The 22,944-nt window shown below is 65.3% G+C and carries 24 protein-coding genes; 11 read left to right on the top strand and 13 right to left on the bottom strand.

Features of this window, described 5'->3' with window-relative positions; translation table 11 throughout:
• Positions 1-18: 18 nt before the first annotated feature.
• A complete protein-coding gene (gene epmB, locus HLH45_RS16500; RefSeq protein WP_008573447.1) occupies positions 19-1,047 on the bottom strand; it encodes an EF-P beta-lysylation protein EpmB in 1,029 nt (342 codons plus the stop codon).
• Between the two features lie 102 nt (positions 1,048-1,149).
• On the opposite strand from epmB, the gene efp reads away from it, so the two are divergent.
• The 6 genes from efp to HLH45_RS16470 all read left to right on the top strand — a co-directional run bounded on the left by efp (position 1,150) and on the right by HLH45_RS16470 (position 6,303).
• On the top strand, positions 1,150-1,716 hold the full coding sequence (gene efp / locus HLH45_RS16495) for an elongation factor P (RefSeq protein WP_007962665.1): 567 nt from the start codon (positions 1,150-1,152) through the stop codon (positions 1,714-1,716).
• A gap of 5 nt (positions 1,717-1,721) precedes the next feature.
• Positions 1,722-2,702, top strand: coding sequence for a PA3715 family protein (locus HLH45_RS16490; RefSeq protein WP_455772834.1), 981 nt, complete (start codon positions 1,722-1,724; stop codon positions 2,700-2,702).
• A gap of 17 nt (positions 2,703-2,719) precedes the next feature.
• The gene (locus HLH45_RS16485; RefSeq protein ID WP_033478744.1) at positions 2,720-4,057 is read left to right on the top strand and encodes a TRZ/ATZ family hydrolase; all 1,338 of its coding nucleotides are present in this window, start codon (positions 2,720-2,722) and stop codon (positions 4,055-4,057) included.
• 30 nt (positions 4,058-4,087) lie between these two features.
• A complete protein-coding gene (ubiG, locus tag HLH45_RS16480; RefSeq protein ID WP_008573443.1) occupies positions 4,088-4,807 on the top strand; it encodes a bifunctional 2-polyprenyl-6-hydroxyphenol methylase/3-demethylubiquinol 3-O-methyltransferase UbiG in 720 nt (239 codons plus the stop codon).
• Between the two features lie 85 nt (positions 4,808-4,892).
• A complete protein-coding gene (locus HLH45_RS16475; protein WP_008573441.1) occupies positions 4,893-5,585 on the top strand; it encodes a phosphoglycolate phosphatase in 693 nt (230 codons plus the stop codon).
• Positions 5,586-5,613: 28 nt separating this feature from the next.
• Positions 5,614-6,303: an isoprenoid biosynthesis enzyme family protein gene (locus HLH45_RS16470; protein WP_008573439.1), complete on the top strand. Its 690-nt coding sequence runs from the start codon at positions 5,614-5,616 to the stop codon at positions 6,301-6,303.
• A gap of 330 nt (positions 6,304-6,633) precedes the next feature.
• Here HLH45_RS16470 and HLH45_RS16465 read toward each other — a convergent pair whose 3' ends face one another.
• Positions 6,634-7,773 carry a putative acyl-CoA thioester hydrolase gene (locus HLH45_RS16465; RefSeq protein WP_031423040.1) on the bottom strand — a complete coding sequence of 380 codons (1,140 nt, stop codon included), beginning with the start codon at positions 7,771-7,773 and terminating at the stop codon, positions 6,634-6,636.
• Positions 7,774-8,234: 461 nt separating this feature from the next.
• Between HLH45_RS16465 and HLH45_RS16460 the strand changes: the two genes are divergently transcribed.
• From HLH45_RS16460 to HLH45_RS16450, 3 genes are all read left to right on the top strand, one after another.
• A complete protein-coding gene (locus HLH45_RS16460) occupies positions 8,235-8,738 on the top strand; it encodes a pyridoxamine 5'-phosphate oxidase family protein (protein ID WP_008573434.1) in 504 nt (167 codons plus the stop codon).
• A gap of 119 nt (positions 8,739-8,857) precedes the next feature.
• Positions 8,858-9,739, top strand: a complete 882-nt coding sequence (locus HLH45_RS16455) for an MBL fold metallo-hydrolase (RefSeq protein ID WP_033478743.1) — start codon at positions 8,858-8,860, stop codon at positions 9,737-9,739.
• A 93-nt stretch (positions 9,740-9,832) separates the two neighbouring features.
• Positions 9,833-10,123, top strand: a complete 291-nt coding sequence (locus HLH45_RS16450) for a hypothetical protein (RefSeq protein WP_008573429.1) — start codon at positions 9,833-9,835, stop codon at positions 10,121-10,123.
• 54 nt (positions 10,124-10,177) lie between these two features.
• On the opposite strand, the gene eutC is transcribed toward HLH45_RS16450, so the two are convergent.
• The 8 genes from eutC to HLH45_RS21855 form a co-directional block, all read right to left on the bottom strand.
• Positions 10,178-10,993: an ethanolamine ammonia-lyase subunit EutC gene (eutC, locus tag HLH45_RS16445; RefSeq protein ID WP_008573427.1), complete on the bottom strand. Its 816-nt coding sequence runs from the start codon at positions 10,991-10,993 to the stop codon at positions 10,178-10,180.
• Positions 10,990-12,399 carry an ethanolamine ammonia-lyase subunit EutB gene (locus HLH45_RS16440; RefSeq protein WP_008573425.1) on the bottom strand — a complete coding sequence of 470 codons (1,410 nt, stop codon included), beginning with the start codon at positions 12,397-12,399 and terminating at the stop codon, positions 10,990-10,992. The genes eutC and HLH45_RS16440 overlap by 4 nt, the downstream gene beginning before the upstream one ends.
• The gene (eat, locus tag HLH45_RS16435) at positions 12,396-13,760 is read right to left on the bottom strand and encodes an ethanolamine permease (protein ID WP_008573423.1); all 1,365 of its coding nucleotides are present in this window, start codon (positions 13,758-13,760) and stop codon (positions 12,396-12,398) included. Before eat ends, HLH45_RS16440 begins: the two co-directional genes overlap by 4 nt.
• A gap of 417 nt (positions 13,761-14,177) precedes the next feature.
• On the bottom strand, positions 14,178-14,678 hold the full coding sequence (locus HLH45_RS16430) for a VOC family protein (protein WP_046931930.1): 501 nt from the start codon (positions 14,676-14,678) through the stop codon (positions 14,178-14,180).
• Between the two features lie 118 nt (positions 14,679-14,796).
• Positions 14,797-15,639, bottom strand: coding sequence for a M23 family metallopeptidase (locus HLH45_RS16425; protein ID WP_008573419.1), 843 nt, complete (start codon positions 15,637-15,639; stop codon positions 14,797-14,799).
• Positions 15,639-16,988 carry a dihydroorotase gene (locus HLH45_RS16420; protein ID WP_008573418.1) on the bottom strand — a complete coding sequence of 450 codons (1,350 nt, stop codon included), beginning with the start codon at positions 16,986-16,988 and terminating at the stop codon, positions 15,639-15,641. Before HLH45_RS16420 ends, HLH45_RS16425 begins: the two co-directional genes overlap by 1 nt.
• On the bottom strand, positions 16,985-17,278 hold the full coding sequence (gene yidD, locus HLH45_RS16415) for a membrane protein insertion efficiency factor YidD (RefSeq protein ID WP_011347711.1): 294 nt from the start codon (positions 17,276-17,278) through the stop codon (positions 16,985-16,987). The genes HLH45_RS16420 and yidD overlap by 4 nt, the downstream gene beginning before the upstream one ends.
• Positions 17,278-17,925, bottom strand: coding sequence for a hypothetical protein (locus HLH45_RS21855; RefSeq protein ID WP_033478741.1), 648 nt, complete (start codon positions 17,923-17,925; stop codon positions 17,278-17,280). The genes yidD and HLH45_RS21855 overlap by 1 nt, the downstream gene beginning before the upstream one ends.
• Between HLH45_RS21855 and dksA the strand changes: the two genes are divergently transcribed.
• Positions 17,915-18,403 carry an RNA polymerase-binding protein DksA gene (dksA, locus tag HLH45_RS21850; protein WP_223866281.1) on the top strand — a complete coding sequence of 163 codons (489 nt, stop codon included), beginning with the start codon at positions 17,915-17,917 and terminating at the stop codon, positions 18,401-18,403. The two genes, HLH45_RS21855 and dksA, sit on opposite strands and share 11 nt — an antisense overlap.
• Before the next feature lie 214 nt (positions 18,404-18,617).
• Here the strand turns inward: dksA and HLH45_RS16405 are convergent, their stop codons facing one another.
• The 3 genes from HLH45_RS16405 to cysS form a co-directional block, all read right to left on the bottom strand.
• Entirely contained in the window at positions 18,618-19,868 is a 1,251-nt protein-coding gene (locus tag HLH45_RS16405) for an MFS transporter (protein ID WP_008573410.1), read from the bottom strand.
• Positions 19,865-20,302 carry a SufE family protein gene (locus HLH45_RS16400; protein WP_008573408.1) on the bottom strand — a complete coding sequence of 146 codons (438 nt, stop codon included), beginning with the start codon at positions 20,300-20,302 and terminating at the stop codon, positions 19,865-19,867. The genes HLH45_RS16405 and HLH45_RS16400 overlap by 4 nt, the downstream gene beginning before the upstream one ends.
• Positions 20,303-20,566: 264 nt before the next feature.
• Positions 20,567-21,991 carry a cysteine--tRNA ligase gene (gene cysS / locus HLH45_RS16395; protein ID WP_033478740.1) on the bottom strand — a complete coding sequence of 475 codons (1,425 nt, stop codon included), beginning with the start codon at positions 21,989-21,991 and terminating at the stop codon, positions 20,567-20,569.
• A gap of 177 nt (positions 21,992-22,168) precedes the next feature.
• Between cysS and HLH45_RS16390 the strand changes: the two genes are divergently transcribed.
• Positions 22,169-22,663, top strand: coding sequence for a hypothetical protein (locus HLH45_RS16390; protein WP_008573406.1), 495 nt, complete (start codon positions 22,169-22,171; stop codon positions 22,661-22,663).
• The last annotated feature ends 281 nt before the right edge of the window (positions 22,664-22,944 follow it).

Raw genomic sequence — 22,944 nt, 5'->3', positions numbered from 1 at the left:
GCGCTGAGGTCAGGGCGGTTATAGCGGCCGCTTGCCTGTATCGCCGGGGATTTCACGCACCAGCCGCGGGACCAGGTAGCCGGACAGGCGGGCAGCCAGCTCGGCATGCAGCGCGCGCGCGCGCGCATCGTCCACTTCGAAATGCGCCACCCCGGCGACCCGATCGAGCTGATGCAGGTAGTAGGGCAGCACGCCGGCGGCAAAGCTGCGCTCGCTCAGCGCCGCCAGCGCATCCACGCTGTCGTTGACGCCACGCAACAGCACGGCCTGGTTGAGCAAGTGTGCGCCGGTGTCGCGCAGCCCCTGCACGGCGGCGTCTACCGCGGGGTCGAATTCGTTGGCATGGTTGGCATGCAGTACGAACGCCACCGGCCACGGCAGGCTGCGCAGCCAGGCCTGCAGTGGCGCATCCACGCGCTCCGGCAGCACGATCGGCAGGCGGCTGTGGATGCGCAGGCGCTTGAGATGCGGGATGGCCGCCAGGGCGTCGGTGAGTTCGACCAGCTTGGGTGTGGCCAACGAGAGCGGGTCGCCGCCGGAAAGCAGCACTTCCTCGATGCCGGGGTCGGCGGCGATCGCGGTCACCGCCTCACGCCAGCCATCGCGCGCAGCGGTCTCTTCGGCATACGGAAAGTGGCGGCGGAAGCAGTAGCGGCAGTGCACCGCGCAGCTGCCGGTGGCGATCAGCAGGGCGCGGCCGCGGTATTTCTGGATCACCCCGGCAGCGGTCCGGGCGGCGGCATCGCCCACCGCATCCAGGCCGAAGCCCGGCACCGGCTGCATTTCCGCATCCAGCGGCAGCACCTGGCGCAGCAGCGGGTCGTGCAGGTCGCCATGGCGCATGCGCGCCACGAAGGCGCGCGGCACCCGCAGTGGAAACTGGGCGGCGGCGGCAGCGCTGATTGATGCCGCTTGCGCATCCAGGCCCAGCAGCTGCAGCAGCACGCGCGGGTCGCGCACGGCGTCGCGCCACTGCTGTTGCCAGCGCGCTGGCTGCAGGGCGGGGGGCGGGGATGGCTGTAAGGCGAGGGGGGCTGCGGTTATCATGTGCGGTCACAAAACCAAATGCCCGCCGGTTGCGGCGGGCGCCCCATTCTAATCCGACCTGCTACCGCGTGGCGGGTCGTGGTCTTATCGAGGAGCTGCACCATGGCCACTGTTGGCATGAACGACGTCAAGAACGGCATGAAGATCCTGGTCAACAACGAGCCGGCGGTCATCACCGAGACCGAATACGTCAAGCCGGGCAAGGGCCAGGCCTTCACCCGCATGAAGTACCGCTTCATCAAGTCCGGTCGCGTGGTCGAAATGACCATGAAGGCGACCGACGATGTGGAAGTGGCCGACGTGGTCGATACCGACATGCGCTACCTCTACAGCGATGGCGAGTACTGGCACTTCATGGACCCGGAAACCTTCGAGCAGGTGCAGACCGACAAGGCCGGCATGGGCGGCGCCGACAAGTGGCTCAAGGGCGAGGAAGACTGCATCGTGACCTTGTGGAACGGCACCCCGATCTGGGTGCAGCCGCCGAACTTCGTCGAGCTGAAGATCACCGAGACCGATCCGGGCGTGCGCGGCGACACCTCCGGCGGCGGCGGCAAGCCGGCCACGCTGGAAACCGGCGCGGTGGTGCGCGTGCCGCTGTTCGTCAACCAGGACGAGATCATCAAGGTCGATACCCGTTCGGGCGAATACTCGGCGCGCGTCAAGTAATCCAGATGCGCCTGGGACGCCGGTCCGGTCGAGCAGTACGCAGCGCCAGTGTCCTGACGACGCCAGGAGCAGCCGAAGAAACGACTGCGCCGTTGCCAGGCTTGGGCGGCCGGTGTCTGGAATCTGCATGGGCCACGCGTGCACTGCCGGTCCCGTGCGCCATTGGCTCGCACCTGACGGCCGCGTGCGTCGCGTTGCTGGCCGGGCTGAGCGGCCTGCTGGCGGCGTGTCCGGTGCTTGCGCAAACCGCCGCCGCCACTGCCTGCGACGCGCAAAGCGTGGCGGCGGTGGCAGCTGGTGCGGTGTCCGGCGCCGCAGGGGCGGTGCCGGTCGACCATGCCGTGGCACAGACCTGCAAGCCGTGGCCGTACGACCCATCGATACGACTGGCGGCCATTGCGTTCGCCAGCGATGCCACCACCGAGGCAGGCGAACGCAACCTTGAGTTGCGCGTTGCCATGCTCGATGCCCGCACTGCCCAGGTCGTTGCCTTGTACACGCAGGACATGGGCGAAGATGCCGGCTTCGAACTTGCTGCCGACAGTCTGCGCCTGGATACCGCACGCTATGACCTGGCGCAGGGCGTGCGTGCGGTTGGCGTGGTGGTGCACAGCGTTGCGCGCGGGCCCAGTTGTCCGGATTTCGACAGCAACGATGCATTGACCTTGCTGGTGCGCGAACAGCGCCGGTTGCGCCCGGTGCTGCAGCGGGATCTCACTGTCTGGCGGCGGGTAAAAGGCGAACCGTGCAACTGGGGCGCGACGGGTGTGGTGACCGAACGCGGCACGCTCACCCTGTCGATGGACGCGCCGGTCCACGCGGGCTATGCCGACATCGCAGTCACTGCCAACCTGGTGACTTCCACCACCGTCGAGGATGCAGACGACATCGAGCGCACGTACCGCCAGCGCCAGGTGCTGCGCTACGACGGCACGCGGTATGCGCCTGTGTCACGCTCCGACGACTCCTGGCCGTTCGGCAACTAACCTCAATGGATCCACTCATGACCAACGCTCCGCCCGAACCCTGCGACCTGCTGATCGAGGCCGGCTACGTCGTGCCGATCGAACCGCATGCGGTGGTGCTGGAAGACCACGCGGTCGCGGTCAATCACGGCGTCATCGTTGCCGTGCTGCCGGCTGCCGAAGCACGCACGCGTTTTGTGCCCAAGCAGACCGTGTCGCGGCCCGATGCGGCGTTGATGCCGGGCCTGGTCAATGCGCATACGCATAATCCGATGACGCTGCTGCGCGGCGTCGCCGACGACCTGCCGCTGATGGTGTGGTTGCAGCAGCACATCTGGCCAGTGGAAGCGGCGGTGATCGGGCCGGAATTCGTGGCTGATGGCACCACGCTGGCAATCGCCGAAATGCTGCGCGGTGGTACGACCTGCGTTAACGAAAACTACTTCTTCGCCGATGTGCAGGCGGCCGTCTACAAGCAGCACGGTTTCCGTGCGCTGGTGGGCGCGGTGATCATCGATTTCCCGACCGCATGGGCATCGTCGGACGACGAATACTTCGCGCGTGCCGGCGAGCTGCACGACCAATGGCGCGACGATCCGTTGATCAGCACCGCCTTCGCGCCGCATGCGCCGTATACCGTGAACGATGCCAACTTCGAACGCGTACGCATGCTGGCCGACCAGCTCGACATCCCGGTGCATCTGCATACGCACGAAACCGCGCAGGAAGTGGCCGATTCGATCAAGCAGTACGGCCAGCGCCCGCTGGCGCGGCTGGATCGCCTGGGCCTGGTCAACGACCGCCTGATCGCGGTGCACATGACCCAGCTCACCGATGCGGAAATCCATCTGTGCGCCGAGCGCGGCGTCAGCGTGGTGCATTGCCCCGAATCCAATCTCAAGCTCGCTTCGGGCTTTTGCCCGGCATGCGCGCTGCAGCGTGCGGGCGTGAATCTGGCCATCGGCACCGACGGCTGTGCCAGCAACAACGACCTGGACATGTTCAGCGAAAACCGTACCGCCGCCATTCTGGCCAAGGCCGTGGCCAACGATGCGACCGCGCTGGACGCCGCGACCACCTTGCGTGCGGCCACGTTAGGCGGCGCGCGCGCCTTGGGCTTCGGCGACAGGATCGGCTCGATCGAGGTCGGCAAGCAGGCCGACCTGGTCTGCGTGGACCTGTCCGCACTGGAAACCCAGCCGCTGCATCATGTGCTGTCGCAGCTGATCTACGCGGCTGGCCGCCATCAGGTCACCGATGTGTGGATCGCCGGAAAGCCCAAACTGGTGCAGCGCGAGCTCATCGACATGGATACCGCCGCCCTTCTCGCCAATGCGCGGCAGTGGCGCGAACGCATCCGCACCGTCCGCGCCTGAGCGCGCGTCACCGCATCACGGAGCCCCCGCATGAATTCGAATACGCACGCCAAATCCAGCAATTTCCATCAGAGCGAGCTGGATAAATTCGCCGCGCTGGCCAACCGCTGGTGGGATGCCGACGGCCCGCAGAAGCCGCTGCATGCGCTCAATCCTGTGCGTCTGGAGTATGTGTCCGCGCGGCTGGAACTTGCCGGTGCGCGCGTGCTCGATGTCGGCTGCGGTGGCGGGTTGCTCAGCGAATCGATGGCACGTCTGGGCGCGCAGGTGACTGCGATCGACCTGGCGCCGGAACTGGTGAAGGTGGCGCGTCTGCACAGCCTGGAATCGGGCGTGCAGGTCGACTATCGCGTGCAATCGGTGGAAGACCTGGCCGCCGAACAGCCGGGCAGCTTCGATGCGGTGACCTGCATGGAAATGCTCGAACACGTGCCGGATCCGACCGCGATCATCCGTGCCTGCGCCAGCCTGCTCAAGCCGGGCGGCAAGCTGTTCCTGTCCACGCTCAATCGCACCCCTGCCGCGTTCGCGTTGGCGGTGGTGGGCGCCGAATACATCGCGCGTCTGCTGCCCAAGGGCACGCACCACTACAAGGATTTCATCAAGCCGGCCGAGCTTGCGGCGTGGCTGCGCAACGCCGGGCTGCAGCTTGAAGACGTCAGCGGCATGCTGTACGAGCCGTGGCGCAATCGCGCCCGCCTGTCCTCGCGTACCGAAGTGAATTACCTGGCGTATGCGGTGAAGCCGTGATGGGCGGGGATTCGGGAATCGGGAATCGGGAATCGCAAAGGCGGTTGGCTGAGGGTTTGAGATTTTCTCGTTTCGGGTGGAGTGCATGCAGTTGCAGGCCCGTGGCGCTGTGGTGAGTTTCCCGCGCACGGTGTTGTTCGATCTGGATGGCACCTTGCTGGACAGCGCGCCGGACATGCTGGCGACAGTCAACGCCATGCTGGATGCGCGTGGGCGTGCACCACTTGCGTTGGCGTCGCTGCGCCCGGTGGTTTCCAAAGGTGCGCGTGCGATGCTCGGCGTGGCCTTTGCCGAGCTCGATGCCGCGGCGTGCGCGGCGCTGGTGCCGGAATTCCTGCAGCGCTACGAAGGCCTGATCGGCACGCAATCGCAGCTGTTCGATGGCATCGAACAGATGCTGGTGCGGCTGGAGGATGCCGGCTGCGTGTGGGGTATCGTCACCAACAAGCCCGAATATCTGGCACGCCTGATCCTGCCGCAGTTGGGCTGGGAGCAGCGCTGCGCGGTGCTGATCGGTGGCGACACGCTGGCCGAGCGCAAACCGCATCCGTTGCCGCTGGTGATAGCCGCAGAACGCATCGGCGTTGCACCTGCGCAATGCGTGTATGTGGGCGACGATGAGCGCGACATCGTGGCTGCGCGCGCGGCGGCGATGGCGTCGGTCGCGGCGTTGTGGGGCTATCGTCTAGACGACGACGACCCGACGCACTGGCAGGCCGATGTGCTGGTCGAGCAGCCGCAGGCACTTTGGAATGCGGCAACGTGGCCGCAGATCTGATCTTTCTTCGTATTTTTCCGGACCCGCCATGAGCCAATCCAGCGCGCTCGACAGTTTTCTCGACAAGTGGGCCACCCGCTGGCCGGAATGGTCGGTTGCCGAACCGTTCGTGCCTGAGCCGCAACGCCGTCTGGCAGTTGCCTGGTTCGCGTTGCTGCAGGAATGGGAAGACATCATGAATATCGCCGGCGACCCGTTGCCGGCCGATGCCAAGCTGGCGTGGTGGCAGCAGGAGCTGCGTGACTGGTCGAGCCAGCGCTCGCGCCATCCGTTGGGGCGCGTGCTTGAGCCGGTGCGTGCGCCGTGGTCACAGCTGGCCGACACCTTGCCGGCCATGCAGGCCGCGCGCGTCCAGCCACAATCGCTGCAGCACGCGCTAGGGGCACTGCGCACGTTCGCCGAGGCGGTGATTGCGGTGGAAGCGGTGCTGTTCGCACGGGCACGGCCTGGCGATGCCAGTGCGGTGGCGGTGCAATGGCTGGATGCACGCCAACGCGTGGCCGGCGACGGCGCAGCGCCCGGTGGCGTTGCCACGTCCGCCTGGCGCACGCAGCTGCTGCAGGCCTGGCCGCGCAAGGTCGCGTTGGCGCGGCCGCACCGGGTGTGGTCGCGTCTGGCACGGCTGCGCCTGCAGCGCGAGCTGGCGGGCAAGCCTGCGTACCCGCCGCCGATGCAACAGCTCTGGCATAGCTGGCGTGCCGCCAGCGGCACCGATTAAGCGGCGCCGGTACGTCAGCTGCGTGCAGCATGCGCGTGTGTGGCGTGACGGGCGCGGCGGCCCAGTCTGTCGTGTTCGGAGCGTGTCGAACGGCAGCACGGCGCTAAGGTAATGACAGCGCCAATCGTGCGTAGGCCTTGCGACGCAGTCAGGCCGTTCGCACGCCCTCTTATCGGCAGCCGGTGCGCTGCCGTTGTCGCGGCCGAGATGATCGAGTGCCGCGCGACGCCACGCGCACGCAGGGATCCCGGCAGGAATTCCAGCTCGACGCGCGAGGCCGCAAGCACGGGCAATGCCCGGCTTGCGGCGCAGTTGCGGTGAAGCGCCGACTCAATTGGCCGCGCCGGGACCGCTATTGTTGTATTCGTAGAAACGGTTGGCCGAATTGGTGCAGTTGCTGCTGCAATACGGGCGGCCGACCGTTGATGCATTCCATGGCGCGGTCTTGCGGATATGGCTGCCCAGGGTCGAGTCACGTACCGTCACCTGGCCGTTGGGCGAAGTGCCGTTGACGTAAGAACTCAGGCTGCCGACGCTCTCGTCCCACGCACGTCCAAGATAGGTGTTGTTGTCCGGGGAGCCGGAGACACCGGTAAAGCTGCTGTTGATCGCCAGAAATCCGTAGCTGCTGCCAGGACGCGTGCTGGGCGCAAAAATATAGCCGCCGCGGCTGCTGCCCAGGCGTGCGCCGGTGGAACGGATGGTGGCGCCATCGAAAACACCGACGCCGGAGCCGAAGATGAAATCGACATCGCCTTCGATGGTGCTGTTCTTGAAATACGCCCGGATCACATTGGACGCGCTGGTCGCGCTGATCAACAAGGTGTCCTGGTTGCCGGTCACCAGAACATCCTGGAAGTTGGCCTTGTCGCCCCGCACAGCCAGCGCCACCGCCGATTGATTGTTGTCGGTGTAGGTGCCTTCCACATAGTTGTTGTCCACGCGCAGGTGGCGCGCCTCGAAATTCGCCGCGCGCACGGTGAACGTCGCGCTGTTGGAGGTGCCAACCGTGGTCGCCGACGCATTGCTCGCACACGGATGGCTTGCGGTGCCGGCTGGCTTGGGAGTGGGGTTGGCATTGTTGAAGCGGATGACGGTGTCGCCGGTATTTGTGCCCAGCCCGAACAGCGTCAGCGGTGGCGCATTGTTCGGCACGCAGACCAGCTCGGTGTAAGTGCCCGCCTTGATGCTGATATAGCGACGTGTGGTGCCGCCGGCAGCAACGGCAGCGTCGATGGCAGATTGCACGGTGCGGTAGCGTGTGGAGCCGTCGGCCGCCACTGCGTAATCGGCACTGAGTAGGGCGACACCTGCGGTGGGGTTCCAGTTATCGGTCACCAGTGCGCTGATCGGCCCGGCTTTGGCCAAGGCTTTGGCGATCGTATAACTGCTCGCTTCGCTGCTGGTGAGTTGCGGCCGTGTGGCAGTGCCGGTCAATGCCAGCGCAGTGGCGCTAACAAGGCTCAGCACTGCGGCAGCGAGACAGGTCGAACGGATGTGCGTTGCAGACATGTGGTGGCGCTCTCTCAGAAGGGGACGTATGCGCAATACGCTGCAGATGCCGGCAAGCCAGGAGCGACGACGACGCCGGTGCGCGCTCGCCTGATAAACGATCGCAACAGGTGTCCGGCCGCTTCGGGATTCGGAAGCAATGCAGCGCAGGTGCAACGACGGTCGTTGCCATGCGCGGTTCTCGTTCGTGCCGCACCAGCGGCCGGCCGATCCTACTGCCGTGTTCGTTTTTCGGCTGATGACGTATCGGCCAATGTGCCGGAACTGCGAATCGGTCACGCTTTGCGGGCCGGTACTGGCGCTACAGGCCATGTCGCACGCCGACCATATTGCGGTTGCACAATGACGGCGATTCGAGATGCGTCCTCACATGCCGTGGGCGCAGGGCCTTTCAGACTGACTCACCCGCGTACGCGCGCATGTCAGGAATCGAAATGGCAGACACCAAAGAGTTGCAGGAAAAATTCTGGAAGGCGCTCAAATCCGATCGCACCGTGATGCTGGGCCTGGACGGTGTCGAAGACGGTCACGCGCGTCCGATGACCGCACAGATCGAAGGCGATAGCGGTGGACCGATCTGGTTCTTTACATCCAAGGACAACGCGTTGATCGCCATGCTGGGGCAGGGCCGCCGCGTCATCGGCGCCTTCAGCAGCAAGGGCCACGATTTGTTCGCCAGCATCAGCGGCTCGCTGCGCGAAGACACCGACCCGGCCATGGTCGACCGGTTGTGGAATCCATATGTCGCTGCGTGGTACGAAGGCGGCAAGACCGATCCGAACTTGGCGCTGCTGCGCCTGGACGCCGACCATGCGCAGATCTGGCTCAACGAGTCGAGCCTGCTGGCAGGGATCAAGGTGTTGTTGGGCGTCGACCCGAAGAAGGATTATCAGGACAAGGTGGCGGACGTTCCGCTGCGCTGAAATCTGGCGCGCACGCGCCACCGTCAAGGTGGCGTGTGCGCGCTGGTTGCGCGATTTGCTCCGCTCACCGCTGTGCGACGGCCGCATTGCCACGCTGGCCCGCCAAGCGGAGCCTGCCGATGCGCGTGCATCACCTCAACTGCATCTCCACCTGTCCGCTGGGCGGCCATCTCATGGACGGACGTACGCCAGGCGTCCTGGATCGCGGCCATCTGTGTTGCCATTGCTTGTTGGTGGAAACCAGCGCCGGGTTGGTACTGATCGATACCGGTTTCGGCCTGCGCGATGTGGCCGAGCCACGTGCGCGCCTGAGTCGGTTTTTTCTGGCCCTGGTCAAGCCGGATTTGCGCGAGGAGATGACCGCAATCCGGCAGATACAACGGCTAGGGCTGGACCCGCGCGATGTGCGGCACATCGTGCTGACCCATCTGGATTTCGACCACGCCGGCGGACTGGACGACTTTCCGCATGCGCGCGTGCACCTGATGACGAGCGAACGCGATGCCGCACTGGCACAGCGCACCTGGATGGATCGCCAACGCTTTCGTCCGCAACAGTGGTCTACGCGCGGGCAGTGGCGCACCTACGACGGTGCAGCAGGCGAGCGCTGGATGGGGCTGGAGTGCGTGCGCGACCTGCATGGATTACCGCCAGAGCTGCTGATGGTACCGCTTCCCGGGCACACGCTGGGTCATGCCGCGGTTGCGGTGCACACGCCGGCACGATGGCTGCTGCTGGCAGGCGATGCATATTTCTTCCATCGCGAAATGGATCCGGACGCGCCTTACTGCACGCCAGGGCTGCGCGCATATCAATGGATGTTGGAGAAGGACCGCGCCGCGCGCTTGAGTAACCAGCAGCGCCTGCGCGCTCTACGGCAACAGCATGCAGGTGAGGTGGAGGTGTTCTGTTCGCACGATGTGAGCGAGTTCGAGCGTATCGTCGGGCAGCCGGCCCGCCTGCCGAGCGGCGCCTTGCTGCACGCACCCACGCCGCAGTGATCCGCGCTTCACCACGCGCCAACGCACCGCAGCGCGATGATCTGCCACCGGCACAGCGCGCTTGCGTGATGACGCCATTCCAGGAGATTGAACATGCAGCAGATCGAAATTGGCCAGATGGTATTTCTACGCGATGGCGAAGTCGGCGTCGGTGCCGTCCGCGACATCCGCAACGATGGGGACGAACTGGTCATCAATATCGAAAATGGCGGCGACTTCGTGCTGCCTGCCTCGGTGGTGCGTGATGTGCACTCGGGAAAGGTGATGCTGGATGTCGACAAGCTTCCCGATGATGTACGCAACGCCTTACGTCATCCGCATGACAACGAACTGCAGACCAGCACCTATGCCGCTAGCAATACGCAGGATGGGGCATTGAAGTGATGGATTGATTGCGAATTGCGCGGTGTGACTCCTGGTCAGCACACGCCGCGCAGTTCAGTCCGGCAGCAAGAACGTGCGCGGCGCGATGTCGGCAGGCCCTGCCAGCGACGCAGGTTGTTCGGCTTCGTCTTTCAACTGCACGCCAGAGAGTCTGCGGCGAAATGCCTCGCGCAGCAGATACGCTAATTTGTGGGTCGCCTCGGCGTAACTCAGTCCTTCGGCGCGAATGTTGGAAATGCAGTTGCGCGCTGCATCGGTGAGCCCGACGCGGGGCGTGTAGGTGAGATACAGGCCCAGGCTGTCGGGCGAGCTCAGGCCCGGCCTTTCGCCGATCAGCACGATCACGGCGCGCGCGTTGAGCAGTTCGCCGACCTCATCGCCGATCGCCACGCGCCCTTGCGCCACCAGCACCGCCGGCGCGAGCGACCAGCCTTCCCGAGATGCCAGTGCATCGATCTGGTCTAGCATGCGCGCGGCATGCCGATGCACGGCCAGCGCAGACAGTCCATCGGCGATGACCACCGCAACATCCTGTCCGCCGCCATGCACGGCCGTGAGGCCGCGTAGCTGGGCGGCGGCATCTTCGGCCAGGCGCCTTCCCAGATCGGGACGTTGCAGATACTGATGACGATCGGTGGCAGCGCTCTGCAGCAGGATGCTGCTGCGCCCGCGTTGCTCCAGCGCGGCCTGCAGCGGTGCCGGGTCGAAGGCCAAATGCACCGCGTCGCGTGCCTGCGCATGCGCCAGCTGGAACTCCAGGTGCGCGTCCGTAGGCAGGCTGGTCCCCACCCGGCCCAGCGCAATGCGCGCGGGCGTCAGTTGGCGCAGGTGCGCCCAGGCATCGCGGGGCGGTGTTGAGGGGGCGCTCATGGCGCCGCTCTACCGCTGGCCTGTGCCAATGCACGCCGAAATGGCGCCGGTACCTCGCTGCCAAGCTCGAAGCGGCCATCGCGCAGCCGCAGGATGTCGTGCTGCTCCAGCCACTGTTCGAACTCGGGTGCGGCGCGCAGGCCGAGTGCCTGGCGCGCATACAGCGCATCGTGAAACGAGGTGGTCTGGTAGTTCAACATCACATCGTCCGAGCCGGGGATGCCCATGATGAAGTTGATGCCGGCAGTGCCGAGCAGGGTGAGCAACACGTCCATGTCGTCCTGATCGGCTTCGGCATGGTTGGTGTAGCAGATGTCGCAGCCCATCGGCACGCCGAGCAACTTGCCGCAGAAGTGGTCCTCCAGCCCGGCGCGGACGATCTGCTTGCCGTCGTAGAGATATTCCGGCCCGATGAAGCCCACCACGGTGTTTACCAGCAGCGGTTTGTAGTGGCGCGCTACCGCATAGGCGCGCACCTCGCAGGTCTGTTGATCCACGCCGTGGTGCGCATTGGCCGACAACGCGCTGCCCTGGCCGGTTTCGAAGTACATCACGTTGTCGCCGACGTTGCCGCGACGCAACGACAGGCCCGCTTCATACCCTTCCTGCAGCAAGGCCAGGTTGATGCCGAAGCTGGCATTGGCCGCCTCGGTGCCGGCGATGGACTGAAACACCAGATCCACCGGCACGCCGCGGCCGATCGCTTCGATGGTGGTGGTGATGTGCGCAAGCACGCACGATTGCGTGGGAATCTGATACCCACTGATCACCGCATCGAGCATGCGCAACAGGGCCGTGGTTGCGGCCAGGCTGTCGCTGGCCGGGTTGATGCCGATCACCGCATCGCCGTTGCCGTACAACAAGCCGTCGAGCACGCTGGCGGCGATGCCGGTGGCATCATCGGTGGGGTGGTTGGGCTGCAGGCGTGTCGACAGGCGTCCGCGCAACCCCAGCGTGTTGCGAAAGCGGGTGACGACCCGGGTTTTCTGCGCCACCAGGATCAGGTCCTGCACCCGCATCAATTTGGACACCGCGGCCACCATTTCCGGCGTCAGGCCGGGTGCCAACGCGGTCAATGCAGCTTCGTCGGCCTGCGCACTCAGCAGCCAATCGCGAAAGCCGCCCACGGTGAGATGCGCCACGGCGGCAAATGCAGCGGCATCGTGCTGGTCGATGATCAGCCGGGTGACTTCGTCTGCTTCATACGGTACCACTGCTTCGTCGAGGAAGTGCCGTAGCGGCAGATCGGCCAGCGCCATCTGTGCGGCCACGCGCTGCAGACCGGAGTCGGCGGCAAGACCGGCCAGCTGGTCGCCGGAGCGCGCAGGCGTCGCCTTGGCCAGCAGCTGCTTCAGATCGGCAAACTGAAAGCGTTCGCCGCCTGCGGTGAAGGCAAACCCGCTCATCCGGCGCTGGCCACAGGCGTGTGTTGCGTGCGCAGGCTCAGGACGCAACACGCCGCGCCGAACAGCAGCAGGCCCAGGAAGATCAATGCCACGATCGGGTTGAACCACACCATCGCCACCAGGCACACCAGTGCCAGCAGCAGCGCAATGGCCGGCACCACCGGGTACCACGGTGCGCGGAAACTACGCTCCAATCCCGGTTCGGCGCGACGCAGCCTGAACAGGCTGAGCATGCTCATCACATACATCACGATCGCGCCGAACACCGACATGGTGATCATCGCTGCGGTCAACGACATGCCCTGGATCTTGACCACGCTGTCGCTGCAGATCGCGGCGATGCCGATGACGCCGCCGGCCAGGATGGCGCGATGCGGCGTGCGAAAACGCGAGAGCCTGGCCAGCCCATGTGGCAGGAAACCGGCACGCGCCAGCGCAAAGAACTGACGCGAATAGCCCAGGATGATGCCGTGGAAACTCGCCACCAACCCGAACAAGCCGATCCACACCAACATGTGCAACCAGGTGGAACTGTTGCCGACCACGGCCTTCATCGCCTGCGGCAGCGGATCGTTGATGTTGGAAAGCTGGCGCCAGTCGCCGACGCCGCCGGCAAACACCATCACGCCCAGCGCCAACACCACCAGGGTGAGAATGCCGGCGATGTAGGCGCGCGGAATCGTGCGCCTGGGGTCTTTGGCTTCTTCGGCCGCCATCGCCGCCCCTTCGATCGCCAGGAAGAACCAGATCGCAAACGGGATCGCAGCGAAGATGCCGGAAATGGCGGCCGGCCCGAAGCCGTCGCTGCCGGCCCAGCCGTTGGCGGCAAAGCGCGCCACGCTGAAACCCGGTGCCACCACGCCCATGAACACCAGTAGTTCGATCACCGCCAGCAAGGTCACGATCAGCTCGAAGGTGGCTGCAATCGCCACGCCGACAATGTTCAAGCTCATGAAGACCAGGTAGGCGCCAACCGCTGCAAGACGCGGATCCAGCGTGGGGTACTGCACATTCAGATACGCGCCGATCGCCATCGCGATAGCCGGCGGCGCGAAGACGAATTCGATCAACGTGGCCAGGCCGGCCAGCATGCCGCCATAGGTCCCGAACGCGCGCAGGCTATAGGCGAAGGGCCCGCCCGCATTGGGAATGGCGGTGGTCAATTCGGTGAAGCTGAAGATGAAACAGGTGTACATCACTGCGACCAGCAGCGTGGTCACCAGAAAGCCGAGCGTACCGGCGGTGCCCCAGCCGTAACTCCAGCCGAAATACTCGCCTGAAATCACCAGCCCCACCGCGATGCCCCACAACTGCCAGGTACCCAGGGTCGGTTTGAGGTGCTCGTTGCGCATGTCGCACATCTCCTGCAGTCGGGGGAGGGGAGATGAAGCACGCCCGACGCCGAAGCGACGGACCGACCGTCGGCAGCCCAAGCGTCCACCTGCAGCGACGCACGACGGTCGTTTCGGTTATACCGCAAAGCCCGCTGGCGGACACAAGCACGACGGGTAGGTCGCCGCCGACCGGGTGTGTAGCGTTCCGGCGCAATGGTCGTGGGTTGCGTTTTTCTTCTGTCGTCGCAGGGTGTGGCCCGTTGTTAAATCGAGGGGGCCTGATCCAGTGGTCGCGATGCATCAAATAGTGGGGTCATCGCAGAATGACTCTGCAGCCGCACGCTAAGGCGGATCGGGATCATGGTCCATCAACGGGGCGGGGATGCGACCATTCGGTGTCATCCCCCTGACGACTGCGCCGGTAGTCGGGGCGCGCCGGTTCTGTCACGGTCCAGCGGGCTGCATGAACTCGATGGAAATATGGTCGGGACCGGACACGTAGGCGGTGAGCGTTCCTGTTCTCGGACCTCCCGGAATCGGCAGCGGCTTGCCCTTCGCCTTCCATCCGGCCGCCTCGACACGGCAGATGGCCGCATGGATGTCCCGGACGGTCAGCGCCAGATGGGCGGCCCCGATCGCACCCGCGCTGTCCGGCGACTGCCCATTCCGACGACCTTTGGAATATTGCAGCAACTCGACGATGAATCCGTCCGGAGCCTTCACGATTGCCGTTCGCACGCTCGGATCATCCACGCCGGTGACCTGATGCAGGAAATCGCCGCCCATCTGTGCCTGTCGTTCGAGCGTAAACCCCAGGGCCTCGGTCCAGAACCGGATAGCCTCGTCAAGAGATGAAACGGCAAACCCGATGGGATCAACGTTGGCCACGCCTGCATTGCCATCCACTGTTGCGGCTCCGTTCCAGTACGTCCGGGACGCGATAATTGGTGTGAGGGAAACTCGAGTCAGCAGAAGACCGGGCTGGCCAAGCAGGCTCTTCTAGGAAGCGTAGAACAGCGTCTTCAATGCCACCGCACGTCAAAGAGGCGATCTTTCGAACGCTCTACTTCGTCCGCTCAAGCACCAGCAACGGATCGATGCGGGTGTCGAACCAGTTCATCCCCCAATGCAGATGCGGCCCGGTGGCACGCCCAGTGGCACCAACCGCGGCAATCACCTGGCCTTGCTCGACCCGGTCGCCCACCTTCACGTCGATACGCGACAAGTGCAGGAAATTCGAGCTCACCCCGAAGCCGTGATCCAGCAGCACCGTGCCGCCGGTGAGATACAGGTCCGGCGCCGCGAACGTCACCACGCCGGCAGCCGGTGCCTTCACCGGGGTGCCGGTGGGCACGGCGATGTCCATGCCCGAATGGCCGGCGCCCGGCTGGCCGTTGTACACGCGTGCATTGCCGAAGCGGCCGCTGATACGTCCCTGCACCGGCCAGATGAAGGGTTGGGCGAAATCGGTGCGTGCGTCATCGCGGTCGCGCGCCGCCGTGACCTGCGCCTGTTCGCGTTTGATGCGCGCGGCAATCTCGGCCGGCGGGTTGACCGTCTTCGGCGGCACGCCATTGACGCGTTCCACCGGCCAGTCGCGCGGCGTTACTGCGATGCTCACGGTGCGCGTGCTGCCATCGGGTTGGGTGATCTGCACCTGCAAGGGCCCGGTCGCATCGCGGCCGATCCCGAACACGACGCTTCCATAACCGCTCACACGCAAGCTGCGGCCGGCATATTGCACCTTGCTGCCTGCCGGCACCTTGCCGATCACCAGCGCGCCTTGCGACGCGCTTTGCGGAAATACGACATCGGTTGCGGCGGCCGCACCCTGCGCTTGGGCGCGACCTGCAACCAGCGCGACCGGCGCCAGGATCAACCAGGCACCAAACAGGGCTGCGCGCATCAGCGGTCGAAGGTCAGGCGCTGGCCGGCAGCGCTGCCCACCAGCTGTTCGCCATCCCACACCTGCTGGCCGTTGACCCACGTCGCAGCGATGCGCGAACGGAAGGTGGTGCCCTCGAATGGCGACCAGCCGCACTTGGACAGCACCTGCTCGCGCTTCACGGTAAACGGGGTGTTGTCGATCATCACCAGGTCGGCGAAATAGCCTTCGCGCAGGAAGCCGCGCTCTTGCACATCGAACAACTGGGCCGGCGCATGCGCGAACTTCTGCACGATACGGGTGATCGGCAACTTGCCTTCGTGCACCAGCTCCAGTGCCGCGACCAGCGCGTACTGCACCAGCGGCAGGCCCGAGGGCGCCTGCGCATAGGGCTTTTGCTTTTCTTCCCAGGTGTGCGGGGCGTGGTCGGTGGCGAGCACGTCGATGACATCTTCGGCCAGCGCATCGATGAGCGCCAGACGATCTTCGGCGTCCTTGATCGCAGGGTTGCACTTGATCAGGTTGCCCAGTCGTGCGTAATCGCTGCGATCAAAGCGCAGAAAGTGGATGCAGGTCTCGGCGGTAATGCGCTTGCGCAGCTTGCCATCGGCATCGACCAGCGGGCCGGCTTCGAACAGCGCCAGCTCGTCGGCGGTGGAAATGTGCAGCACGTGCAGGCGGGTGTTGTGCTTGCGCGCCAGCGAGACCGCCAGCTGCGAGGACTTCAGGCAGGCCTGACGCGAACGGATGTCCGGGTGCATCTCCGGTGTCAGCGCATCGCCATACTTTTCCTTGTACTGCGCCATCGTCGCGTCGATGGTCGGGGTGTCTTCGCAGTGGGTGATGATCGGCGTGGGTGCGTCGCGGAAGATGGCGTCCAGCGTTTCCGGGTTATCGACCAGCATGTTGCCGGTGGAGGCGCCCATGAACACCTTGATGCCCGGTGCAGTCTTGGGGTCCAGCGACTGGATGTGGGCCAGGTTGTCGTTGCTGGCACCCATGTAGAAGCCGTAGTTGGCCCAGGCGCGCCCGGCAGCGGCGTCGTACTTGGCCTGCAGTGCGGCGGCATCCAGGGTCGGCGGATTGGTGTTGGGCATGTCCATGAAGCTGGTCAGGCCACCAGCCACCGCGGCGCCGGATTCGGTCGCGATGTCGCCCTTGTGGGTCAGGCCAGGTTCGCGGAAGTGCACCTGGTCGTCGATCATGCCTGGCAGCACCCAGCGTCCGGCGGCATCCACGACGGTATCACCAGGGGCAGGGGCGATCTTGCTGTCGATCTTGGCGATGCGGCCGCCCTCGATCAGGAGATCGGCGTCGAACTCCTTGCCTTCGTTGACCAGGCGGGCATTGACGATGACGGTTCGGCTCATGGATGGGGTCCTTTGCAGCTGCAGGAAGAAGACGGGGAGGGCGAGGCGGGTGCATCGGGCACCGGATCGAATCCGCCCGGATGGAAGGGATGACAGCGGCCGAGCCTGCGCGCGGCAAGCCAACTGCCGCGCAGCGGGCCGAAGCGGCCGATGGCGGTCATCGCGTAGTCCGAGCAGCTTGGTGCAAAACGGCAACGCGGCCCGAGCAGGGGGCTGATGACGAGCTTGTAGACGCGCAGCAGCGCGATGAGCAGGCGTGAGATCACTTGCCAATGATATGCCACTTGCATTAATAGGTGGTTGCCGGGGGTCCGCGGGGTACGTTATAAAGTCCCGCTTTCCCGGGCCCCGGGGGAACCAAGGATGAGCGTTTCGTGGCTGCTAAAAAACCTGCAAAAAAGGCCGTAGAGGCCGCCAAGAAGTCCGCCAAACCCGTTGCGAAAAAGGCAGCGACGTCCGCTGCTGCGAAACCGGCCGCAAAACCGCCGGCCAAGCAGCCGGCTGCCAAGAAGGCACCCGCGAAGAAGGCACCTGCGAAGAAAGCCGCTGCCAAGCCGGCGCCGGCTTCCAAGACCACCGCGTCCGCAGCCCCCAAGTCAGTGAAACCCGTCGCCAAGAGTGCTGCCAAGCCGGCGGCGAAAAAGGCAGCTCCGGCTGCCGCCAAACCGGCCGCCAAGCCGGTGGCGTCCAAGTCCGTACCGAAGCCGGCCACCAAGCCGGCTCCGGCCAAGTCAGTCCCGGTCAAGGCTGAAAAGCCCGCGCCCGCACCGGTCCCCAAGGCCGTCCCTGCGAAGCCGGCAAAGCCTGCGACCCCGTCATCTAAGAATCCCGTGCCCGTTTCGAAATCTTCCGCAAAAACGCCAACTAAAACCGAAGCCCCCGCCAAGCCTGCTGCGACCCGTCCGGTCGGCAAGGTGGCCGTGGCCGTGACGTCCAAGCCGTCCAGCGCGGCTCCCAAGACCAAGTACAAGGTGGTCGAGTACAAGACCGACGAAGCAACCGGTCGCCCGATCCTGCCGCAGGGCTACAAGCCTTCCGCGGACGAGGAGTACATGAACAAGTTGCAGCAGGAATATTTCCGCCAGCGTCTGCAGAGCTGGCGCAACGAGATGGTGGAGGAATCCAAGCAGACCATCGAAAACCTGCGCGAAGAAGTACGCGACATCGGCGACGAAGCCGAACGTGCCACCCGCGAGACCGAAAACTCGCTGGAACTGCGTGCCCGTGATCGCGCCCGCAAGCTGATTTCCAAGATCGACAGCACGCTCAAGCGTCTGGAAGACGGTGACTACGGCTACTGCGTGGACACCGGTGAAGAGATTGGCCTGGACCGCCTGGAAGCGCGTCTGACTGCCGAGCGCACCATCGATGCCCAGGAGCGTTGGGAGCACTTGCAGAAGCAGCAGGGCGACTGATCGTCCGCCTGGCTCACCGAAAGACCCCGCCATGTGCGGGGTTTTTTATGGTCGCCTGATCCGTTGTATTGGCGCCTGGCCGAGAGTCAGGCAGCGCCCATTGGCGAGACGCCGCCGCACGCAGCTGCATACGGCACGTGAGCGCGGTCCGCAACACGAGCCCCTTGCCACCACAGCGGCGCCGTGGGCACCGGCAATCACGCGATCGCGCCGCTCACTGCAGATCGCGCAGGTCCAGCTTGCGCAGGCGCGGCGCCTTCCAGGCGGTGGTGGCCACCACGCCCAGGGTGACGCAGCCGCCGATGACCACCGCCGGCACCAGGCCGACCAGGCGCGCCATGACGCCGTCGTAGAACGCGCCCAACTCGTTGGACGAGCCGATGAAGATGCCGTTGATCGAAGACACCCGGCCACGCATGGCATCGGGGGTGGCCAACTGCAGGATAGTCTGGCGCACCACCACCGAGACGCCATCGCACATGCCGTACACCAGCAGGATCGCCGCTGACAGCCAGAAATGGCGCGACAGTCCGAAGGCGATGGTGCAGAGCCCGAAGCCGGCCACCGACAGCAGCAGCACGCGTCCGGCATTGCGCTGCAGCGGGTGCCGCGCCAGCCACACGCCAACCACGATCGAACCCAGCGCCGGCGCACCGCGCAGGATGCCCAGGCCTTCCGGGCCGTAGTGCAGGATGTCGTGGATGAAGGCCGGCAACATCGATACCGCGCCGCCAAGCAGGACCGAGAACATGTCCAGCGCCATGGCGCCCAGCATGATCTGGTTGGACAGTACGAACTGCGCGCCTTCGGCGATGCTGCGGAAGATCGGCGCACGCGGGCCGGCGCTGACGGGCTCGCTGACACGCAATAAAGCCAACGCCAGGATCGCCAGCATCGCCACGCTGGCGGCGACCCCGTAGGCCAGGCCCTTGCCGCCCCAGCCGACCAGCACGCCGCCCAGCGCCGGGCCGATCACCATGCCGGCCTGGAAGGTGACGCTGCCGATGCTGGCGCCGCGTGCGAATGCGTCGCGCGGCAGCGCCCGTGCGAACAAGGCGTTGTAGACCGGCGACAAGAAAGAGCGCGCCGCGCCGGTGAGCGAGATGGCGGCATAGATGGGCCACACGCCTTTGACCGGCAGCCAGCCTTGCGTGATCGCCAACAGCAACAGCGCGGTTGCGACCAAGCCCAGCACGGCGACCATGCCCAGCCGGCGGCGCGGCAGGTGATCGACCAGGTAGCCGGCAAAGGGGGCGATGCAGAAGAACGGCAGGATTTCCGCCAGGCCGATCAGCCCCAACGAGAGCGGGTTGCCGGTCATTTCGTAAATATGCCAACCGACCGTCACCGCGACGATCTGGTAGGACAGCATCGCCGCCACGCGGTACAGCAGCACCAGGCCGAAGCCTGGATGGGCGAGCAGCGTCCGCAGCGAATCGGCGGGCGATGGGGCGGGCGTGCTCACTGCTGCGCGCGCGCGGTATCGCGGATGAAGGCCAGCATCGCTGCCACGCCGTTGCTGCGGGTCGGCGACAGATGCTTGGCCAGGCCGATCCCGGCGATGTAGTCAGGCTCGGTAGCCAGGATCTCTTGCGCGCTACGCCCGGAATACACGCGCAGCGCAAGGTAGATCAGCCCGGAGACAATGGCCGAATCGCTGACGGCATGGAAATCCAGCCGCTCGGCGTTGCCCTCCGGCACGATCCAGACCATCGATTGGCAGCCGTGCAGGCGGTGCTCTTCGGTTTTCCACTGTTCCGGGAAGGCGGGCAACTTGCGGCCAAGGTCGATCAGGTACTGGTAGCGCTCGGACCAGTCGCCAAAGAAGGAAAATTCCTCGGCAATGGCGGCCTGCGCCTCGGTAGCAGTCGGTTCAAGCGGGAAGGGGGAGGTGGTCATCTAAAAATCCAGAATCAATTCGATCAAGTCCCTCTCCCGCGGGGCGAGAAGGCACGGTGTGCGCCACTGGCACCTGGCCTTGGAGCGCTGTGGCCACTGCATCTTTCACCAGGTGCCAGGGCGGGGCAGCCTGCGAGGGCCGTCGGTCATTCTTTCTGGCTGGCGCGTGGCGACGCGTTTGCCATGACCGACGGTTGATTGTCGCCGCAGCGCACCCTCATCCGCCTGCGGGGCACTTTCTCCCGCAGGAAGACGTGAGAAGGATCAAGCACGCTTCCAACGCACGCCCTGCGGCGTGTCTTCCAGCACGATACCCTCTTCGGCAAGTTGCTTGCGGATGGCGTCGGCGCGGGCGAAATCCTTGGCTTTCTTCGCCGCGCTGCGTTCTTCCACCAATGCGGTGATGCGTGCATCGTCGCCGGCGTCGGTGCCGCGCGAGAACCATGCAGCCGGGTCTTGTTGCAGCAACCCCAGTGCCATTCCGGCACCGAGCAACTTGGCGCGCGCCGCATGCAGCTCGATCATGCGCGCCGATGCTTGGCCGCTTTGCATCAGGTCGCTGCGCAATGCACGCGCATCGGAGGCGATGCTTGCCATGACGGACAAGGCCAGCGGCGTGTTGAGATCGTCATCCAGAGCGGACTCCACCTCGGCGGGAATCGTCATGGATACCGCCGGATCGCTGCCGCTTTCGGCTTCCAGCGCAGCCAGATCCCGCAACGTTCCATACAGGCGGTCCAGCGTGTTCTTGGCCTGCTCGATCAACCCATCCGACCAGTCCAGCGGCTGACGGTAGTGCGCGCTCAACAGCGCATAGCGCAGCGCTTCGGGCGGATGCCTGGCGATGAGCTCGTGCACGGTTTCGATATTGCCCAGCGACTTGCTCATCTTCGCGCCGCTGAAATTGAGCATGCCGTTGTGCAGCCAGAAGCGCGCAAAGGTGGCACCGCCATGCGCGCACTCGCTCTGCGCAATCTCGTTTTCGTGATGCGGGAACTGCAGGTCCACACCGCCGGCGTGGATGTCGATGGTCGGCCCCAGATGGGCGGCGGCCATCGCCGAGCATTCGATATGCCAACCCGGCCGGCCGCGGCCCCAGGGCGATGGCCAGCCGGGCAGGTCGTCGCTGGAGGGTTTCCACAGCACGAAGTCGCCGGGGTCGCGCTTGTATGGCGCCACGTCCACGCGCGCGCCGGCCAACATTTCGTCCGGGTCGCGCCGCGAGAGCTTGCCGTAGTCCTCGAAGCTGGAGACCGAAAACAGCACGTGGCCTTCCGCGGCATAGGCATGCCCAGTGGCGATCAGCTGCTCGATCATCGCCACGATCTGCGGGATGTGCGTGGTGGCCTCCGGTTCGATGTCCGGTGGAGCCACGCCGAGCGCTGCCATGTCCTGCCGGTAGATCGCCGCGAAGCGGTCGGTGATCGTCGAAATCGGCACGCCCTGCGCCTGCGCGGCGGCGTTGATCTTGTCGTCCACGTCGGTGATGTTGCGCGCGTAGCGCAGCGCGCCGTAGCGTCGGCGCAGCAACGCGGCAAGCACATCGAAGACCACCGGGCCGCGAGCGTTGCCGATATGCGCGTAGTTGTAGACGGTGGGACCGCAGACGTACAGGGTGGGGCTGGACGGATCGAGCGGCGCAAACGGCTCGACCCGCCGCGTCAGGTTGTTGTGCAGGCGCAGGCTCATCGGCATCCGAAAAAGGGCAATCGCGCGATTCTAGCCCGTTGTGGCGGGATGGCGAATCGCCAGCCCGACGATGGCCACCGGATGGGTTGCGTTCAGCCCAGGCGGCCGCAAGCTCCATACACTTACGTACTGCCTGGCTGCGCGTTCCCGGTACTGATGCGACCTTCTCCGTTCTTCATGCTGCTGTGTACGTTTGCCGGGCAAGTGATTCCGGCGTTTGCGGCAGAGCCCGACCCCAAGAACCGGGTCGTGGTGATCGAGAACGTGAAACTGGATTATGCGCAGGTGCTCAATGTCGAGCCGGTCTACCAGACGCTTCGCGCCACGCGTATCGAAGAGCAATGCGAAGCCGAGCAGGCGGCACAGGCTGCGGCAGCGCCGGCCGAGGACGAGGGCCGCATCAACCGCATGGTCGATTCGGTCAAGGAAATGTTCTCACGTCGCCCCGAACCGGCCGCGCCCGCTGCGGTGCCGCCGACCAGCACGCGGCGCAACTGCAAGGTGGTGGAAGTGCCGCGCGAGTTCCGCCGGCCGATCGCCTTCGACGTGGACTATGTCTACAAGGGCACCAAATACCGTTCGCGCCTGCCCGAAGATCCGGGCAATCGGCTGCGCATCCGGGTCTCAGTGACGCCGTACATTCCCGACGCCATCGTCGCGCCGCCGCGCTGAGATGCGCAGCGGTTGCGCCGTGCCCACATGCGTGCGAGGATTCGCGCCCTATGCAAGCAAACGCCTTTCAGCACGACACCAGCGCCGCCCGGATGGCCTCCGGCATGACCTCGCGTGCCCGCCGACCGGAATCCCACATTTTCGCTGGGTAAGCCGGGGCGTTTGCTGTTCCGACGTTGAAGACCCAGCCCCCAGGCTGGGTTTTTTCGTTTTGGCGTCACAAAAGTTTCAACGGCAAGAAACGCGCATGTCGCGCACCCCGTCGCTCCTGGCGGACCAAC

It is taken from the genome of Xanthomonas euvesicatoria (genome assembly GCF_013112235.1).
Lineage (GTDB): Bacteria > Pseudomonadota > Gammaproteobacteria > Xanthomonadales > Xanthomonadaceae > Xanthomonas > Xanthomonas euvesicatoria.
This window is presented reverse-complemented; position numbering and strand designations above follow the sequence as displayed.

What these genes read in the sequence shown, in the direction of transcription:
- efp (WP_007962665.1), top strand. Translation starts at nt 1,150, where the DNA reads ATGGCCACTGTTGGCATGAACGACGTCAAGAACGGCATGAAGATCCTG.
- cysS (WP_033478740.1), bottom strand. Translation starts at nt 21,991, where the DNA reads ATGAGCCTGCGCCTGCACAACAACCTGACGCGGCGGGTCGAGCCGTTT.
- HLH45_RS16450 (WP_008573429.1), top strand. Translation starts at nt 9,833, where the DNA reads ATGCAGCAGATCGAAATTGGCCAGATGGTATTTCTACGCGATGGCGAA.
- ubiG (WP_008573443.1), top strand. Translation starts at nt 4,088, where the DNA reads ATGAATTCGAATACGCACGCCAAATCCAGCAATTTCCATCAGAGCGAG.
- HLH45_RS16440 (WP_008573425.1), bottom strand. Translation starts at nt 12,399, where the DNA reads ATGAGCGGGTTTGCCTTCACCGCAGGCGGCGAACGCTTTCAGTTTGCC.
- HLH45_RS16420 (WP_008573418.1), bottom strand. Translation starts at nt 16,988, where the DNA reads ATGAGCCGAACCGTCATCGTCAATGCCCGCCTGGTCAACGAAGGCAAG.
- yidD (WP_011347711.1), bottom strand. Translation starts at nt 17,278, where the DNA reads ATGCAAGTGGCATATCATTGGCAAGTGATCTCACGCCTGCTCATCGCG.
- HLH45_RS16390 (WP_008573406.1), top strand. Translation starts at nt 22,169, where the DNA reads ATGCTGCTGTGTACGTTTGCCGGGCAAGTGATTCCGGCGTTTGCGGCA.
- epmB (WP_008573447.1), bottom strand. Translation starts at nt 1,047, where the DNA reads ATGATAACCGCAGCCCCCCTCGCCTTACAGCCATCCCCGCCCCCCGCC.
- HLH45_RS16400 (WP_008573408.1), bottom strand. Translation starts at nt 20,302, where the DNA reads ATGACCACCTCCCCCTTCCCGCTTGAACCGACTGCTACCGAGGCGCAG.
- eutC (WP_008573427.1), bottom strand. Translation starts at nt 10,993, where the DNA reads ATGAGCGCCCCCTCAACACCGCCCCGCGATGCCTGGGCGCACCTGCGC.
- HLH45_RS16460 (WP_008573434.1), top strand. Translation starts at nt 8,235, where the DNA reads ATGTCAGGAATCGAAATGGCAGACACCAAAGAGTTGCAGGAAAAATTC.
- HLH45_RS16475 (WP_008573441.1), top strand. Translation starts at nt 4,893, where the DNA reads ATGCAGTTGCAGGCCCGTGGCGCTGTGGTGAGTTTCCCGCGCACGGTG.
- HLH45_RS16490 (WP_455772834.1), top strand. Translation starts at nt 1,722, where the DNA reads ATGCGCCTGGGACGCCGGTCCGGTCGAGCAGTACGCAGCGCCAGTGTC.
- HLH45_RS16425 (WP_008573419.1), bottom strand. Translation starts at nt 15,639, where the DNA reads ATGCGCGCAGCCCTGTTTGGTGCCTGGTTGATCCTGGCGCCGGTCGCG.
- eat (WP_008573423.1), bottom strand. Translation starts at nt 13,760, where the DNA reads ATGTGCGACATGCGCAACGAGCACCTCAAACCGACCCTGGGTACCTGG.
- HLH45_RS16455 (WP_033478743.1), top strand. Translation starts at nt 8,858, where the DNA reads ATGCGCGTGCATCACCTCAACTGCATCTCCACCTGTCCGCTGGGCGGC.
- HLH45_RS16470 (WP_008573439.1), top strand. Translation starts at nt 5,614, where the DNA reads ATGAGCCAATCCAGCGCGCTCGACAGTTTTCTCGACAAGTGGGCCACC.
- HLH45_RS16485 (WP_033478744.1), top strand. Translation starts at nt 2,720, where the DNA reads ATGACCAACGCTCCGCCCGAACCCTGCGACCTGCTGATCGAGGCCGGC.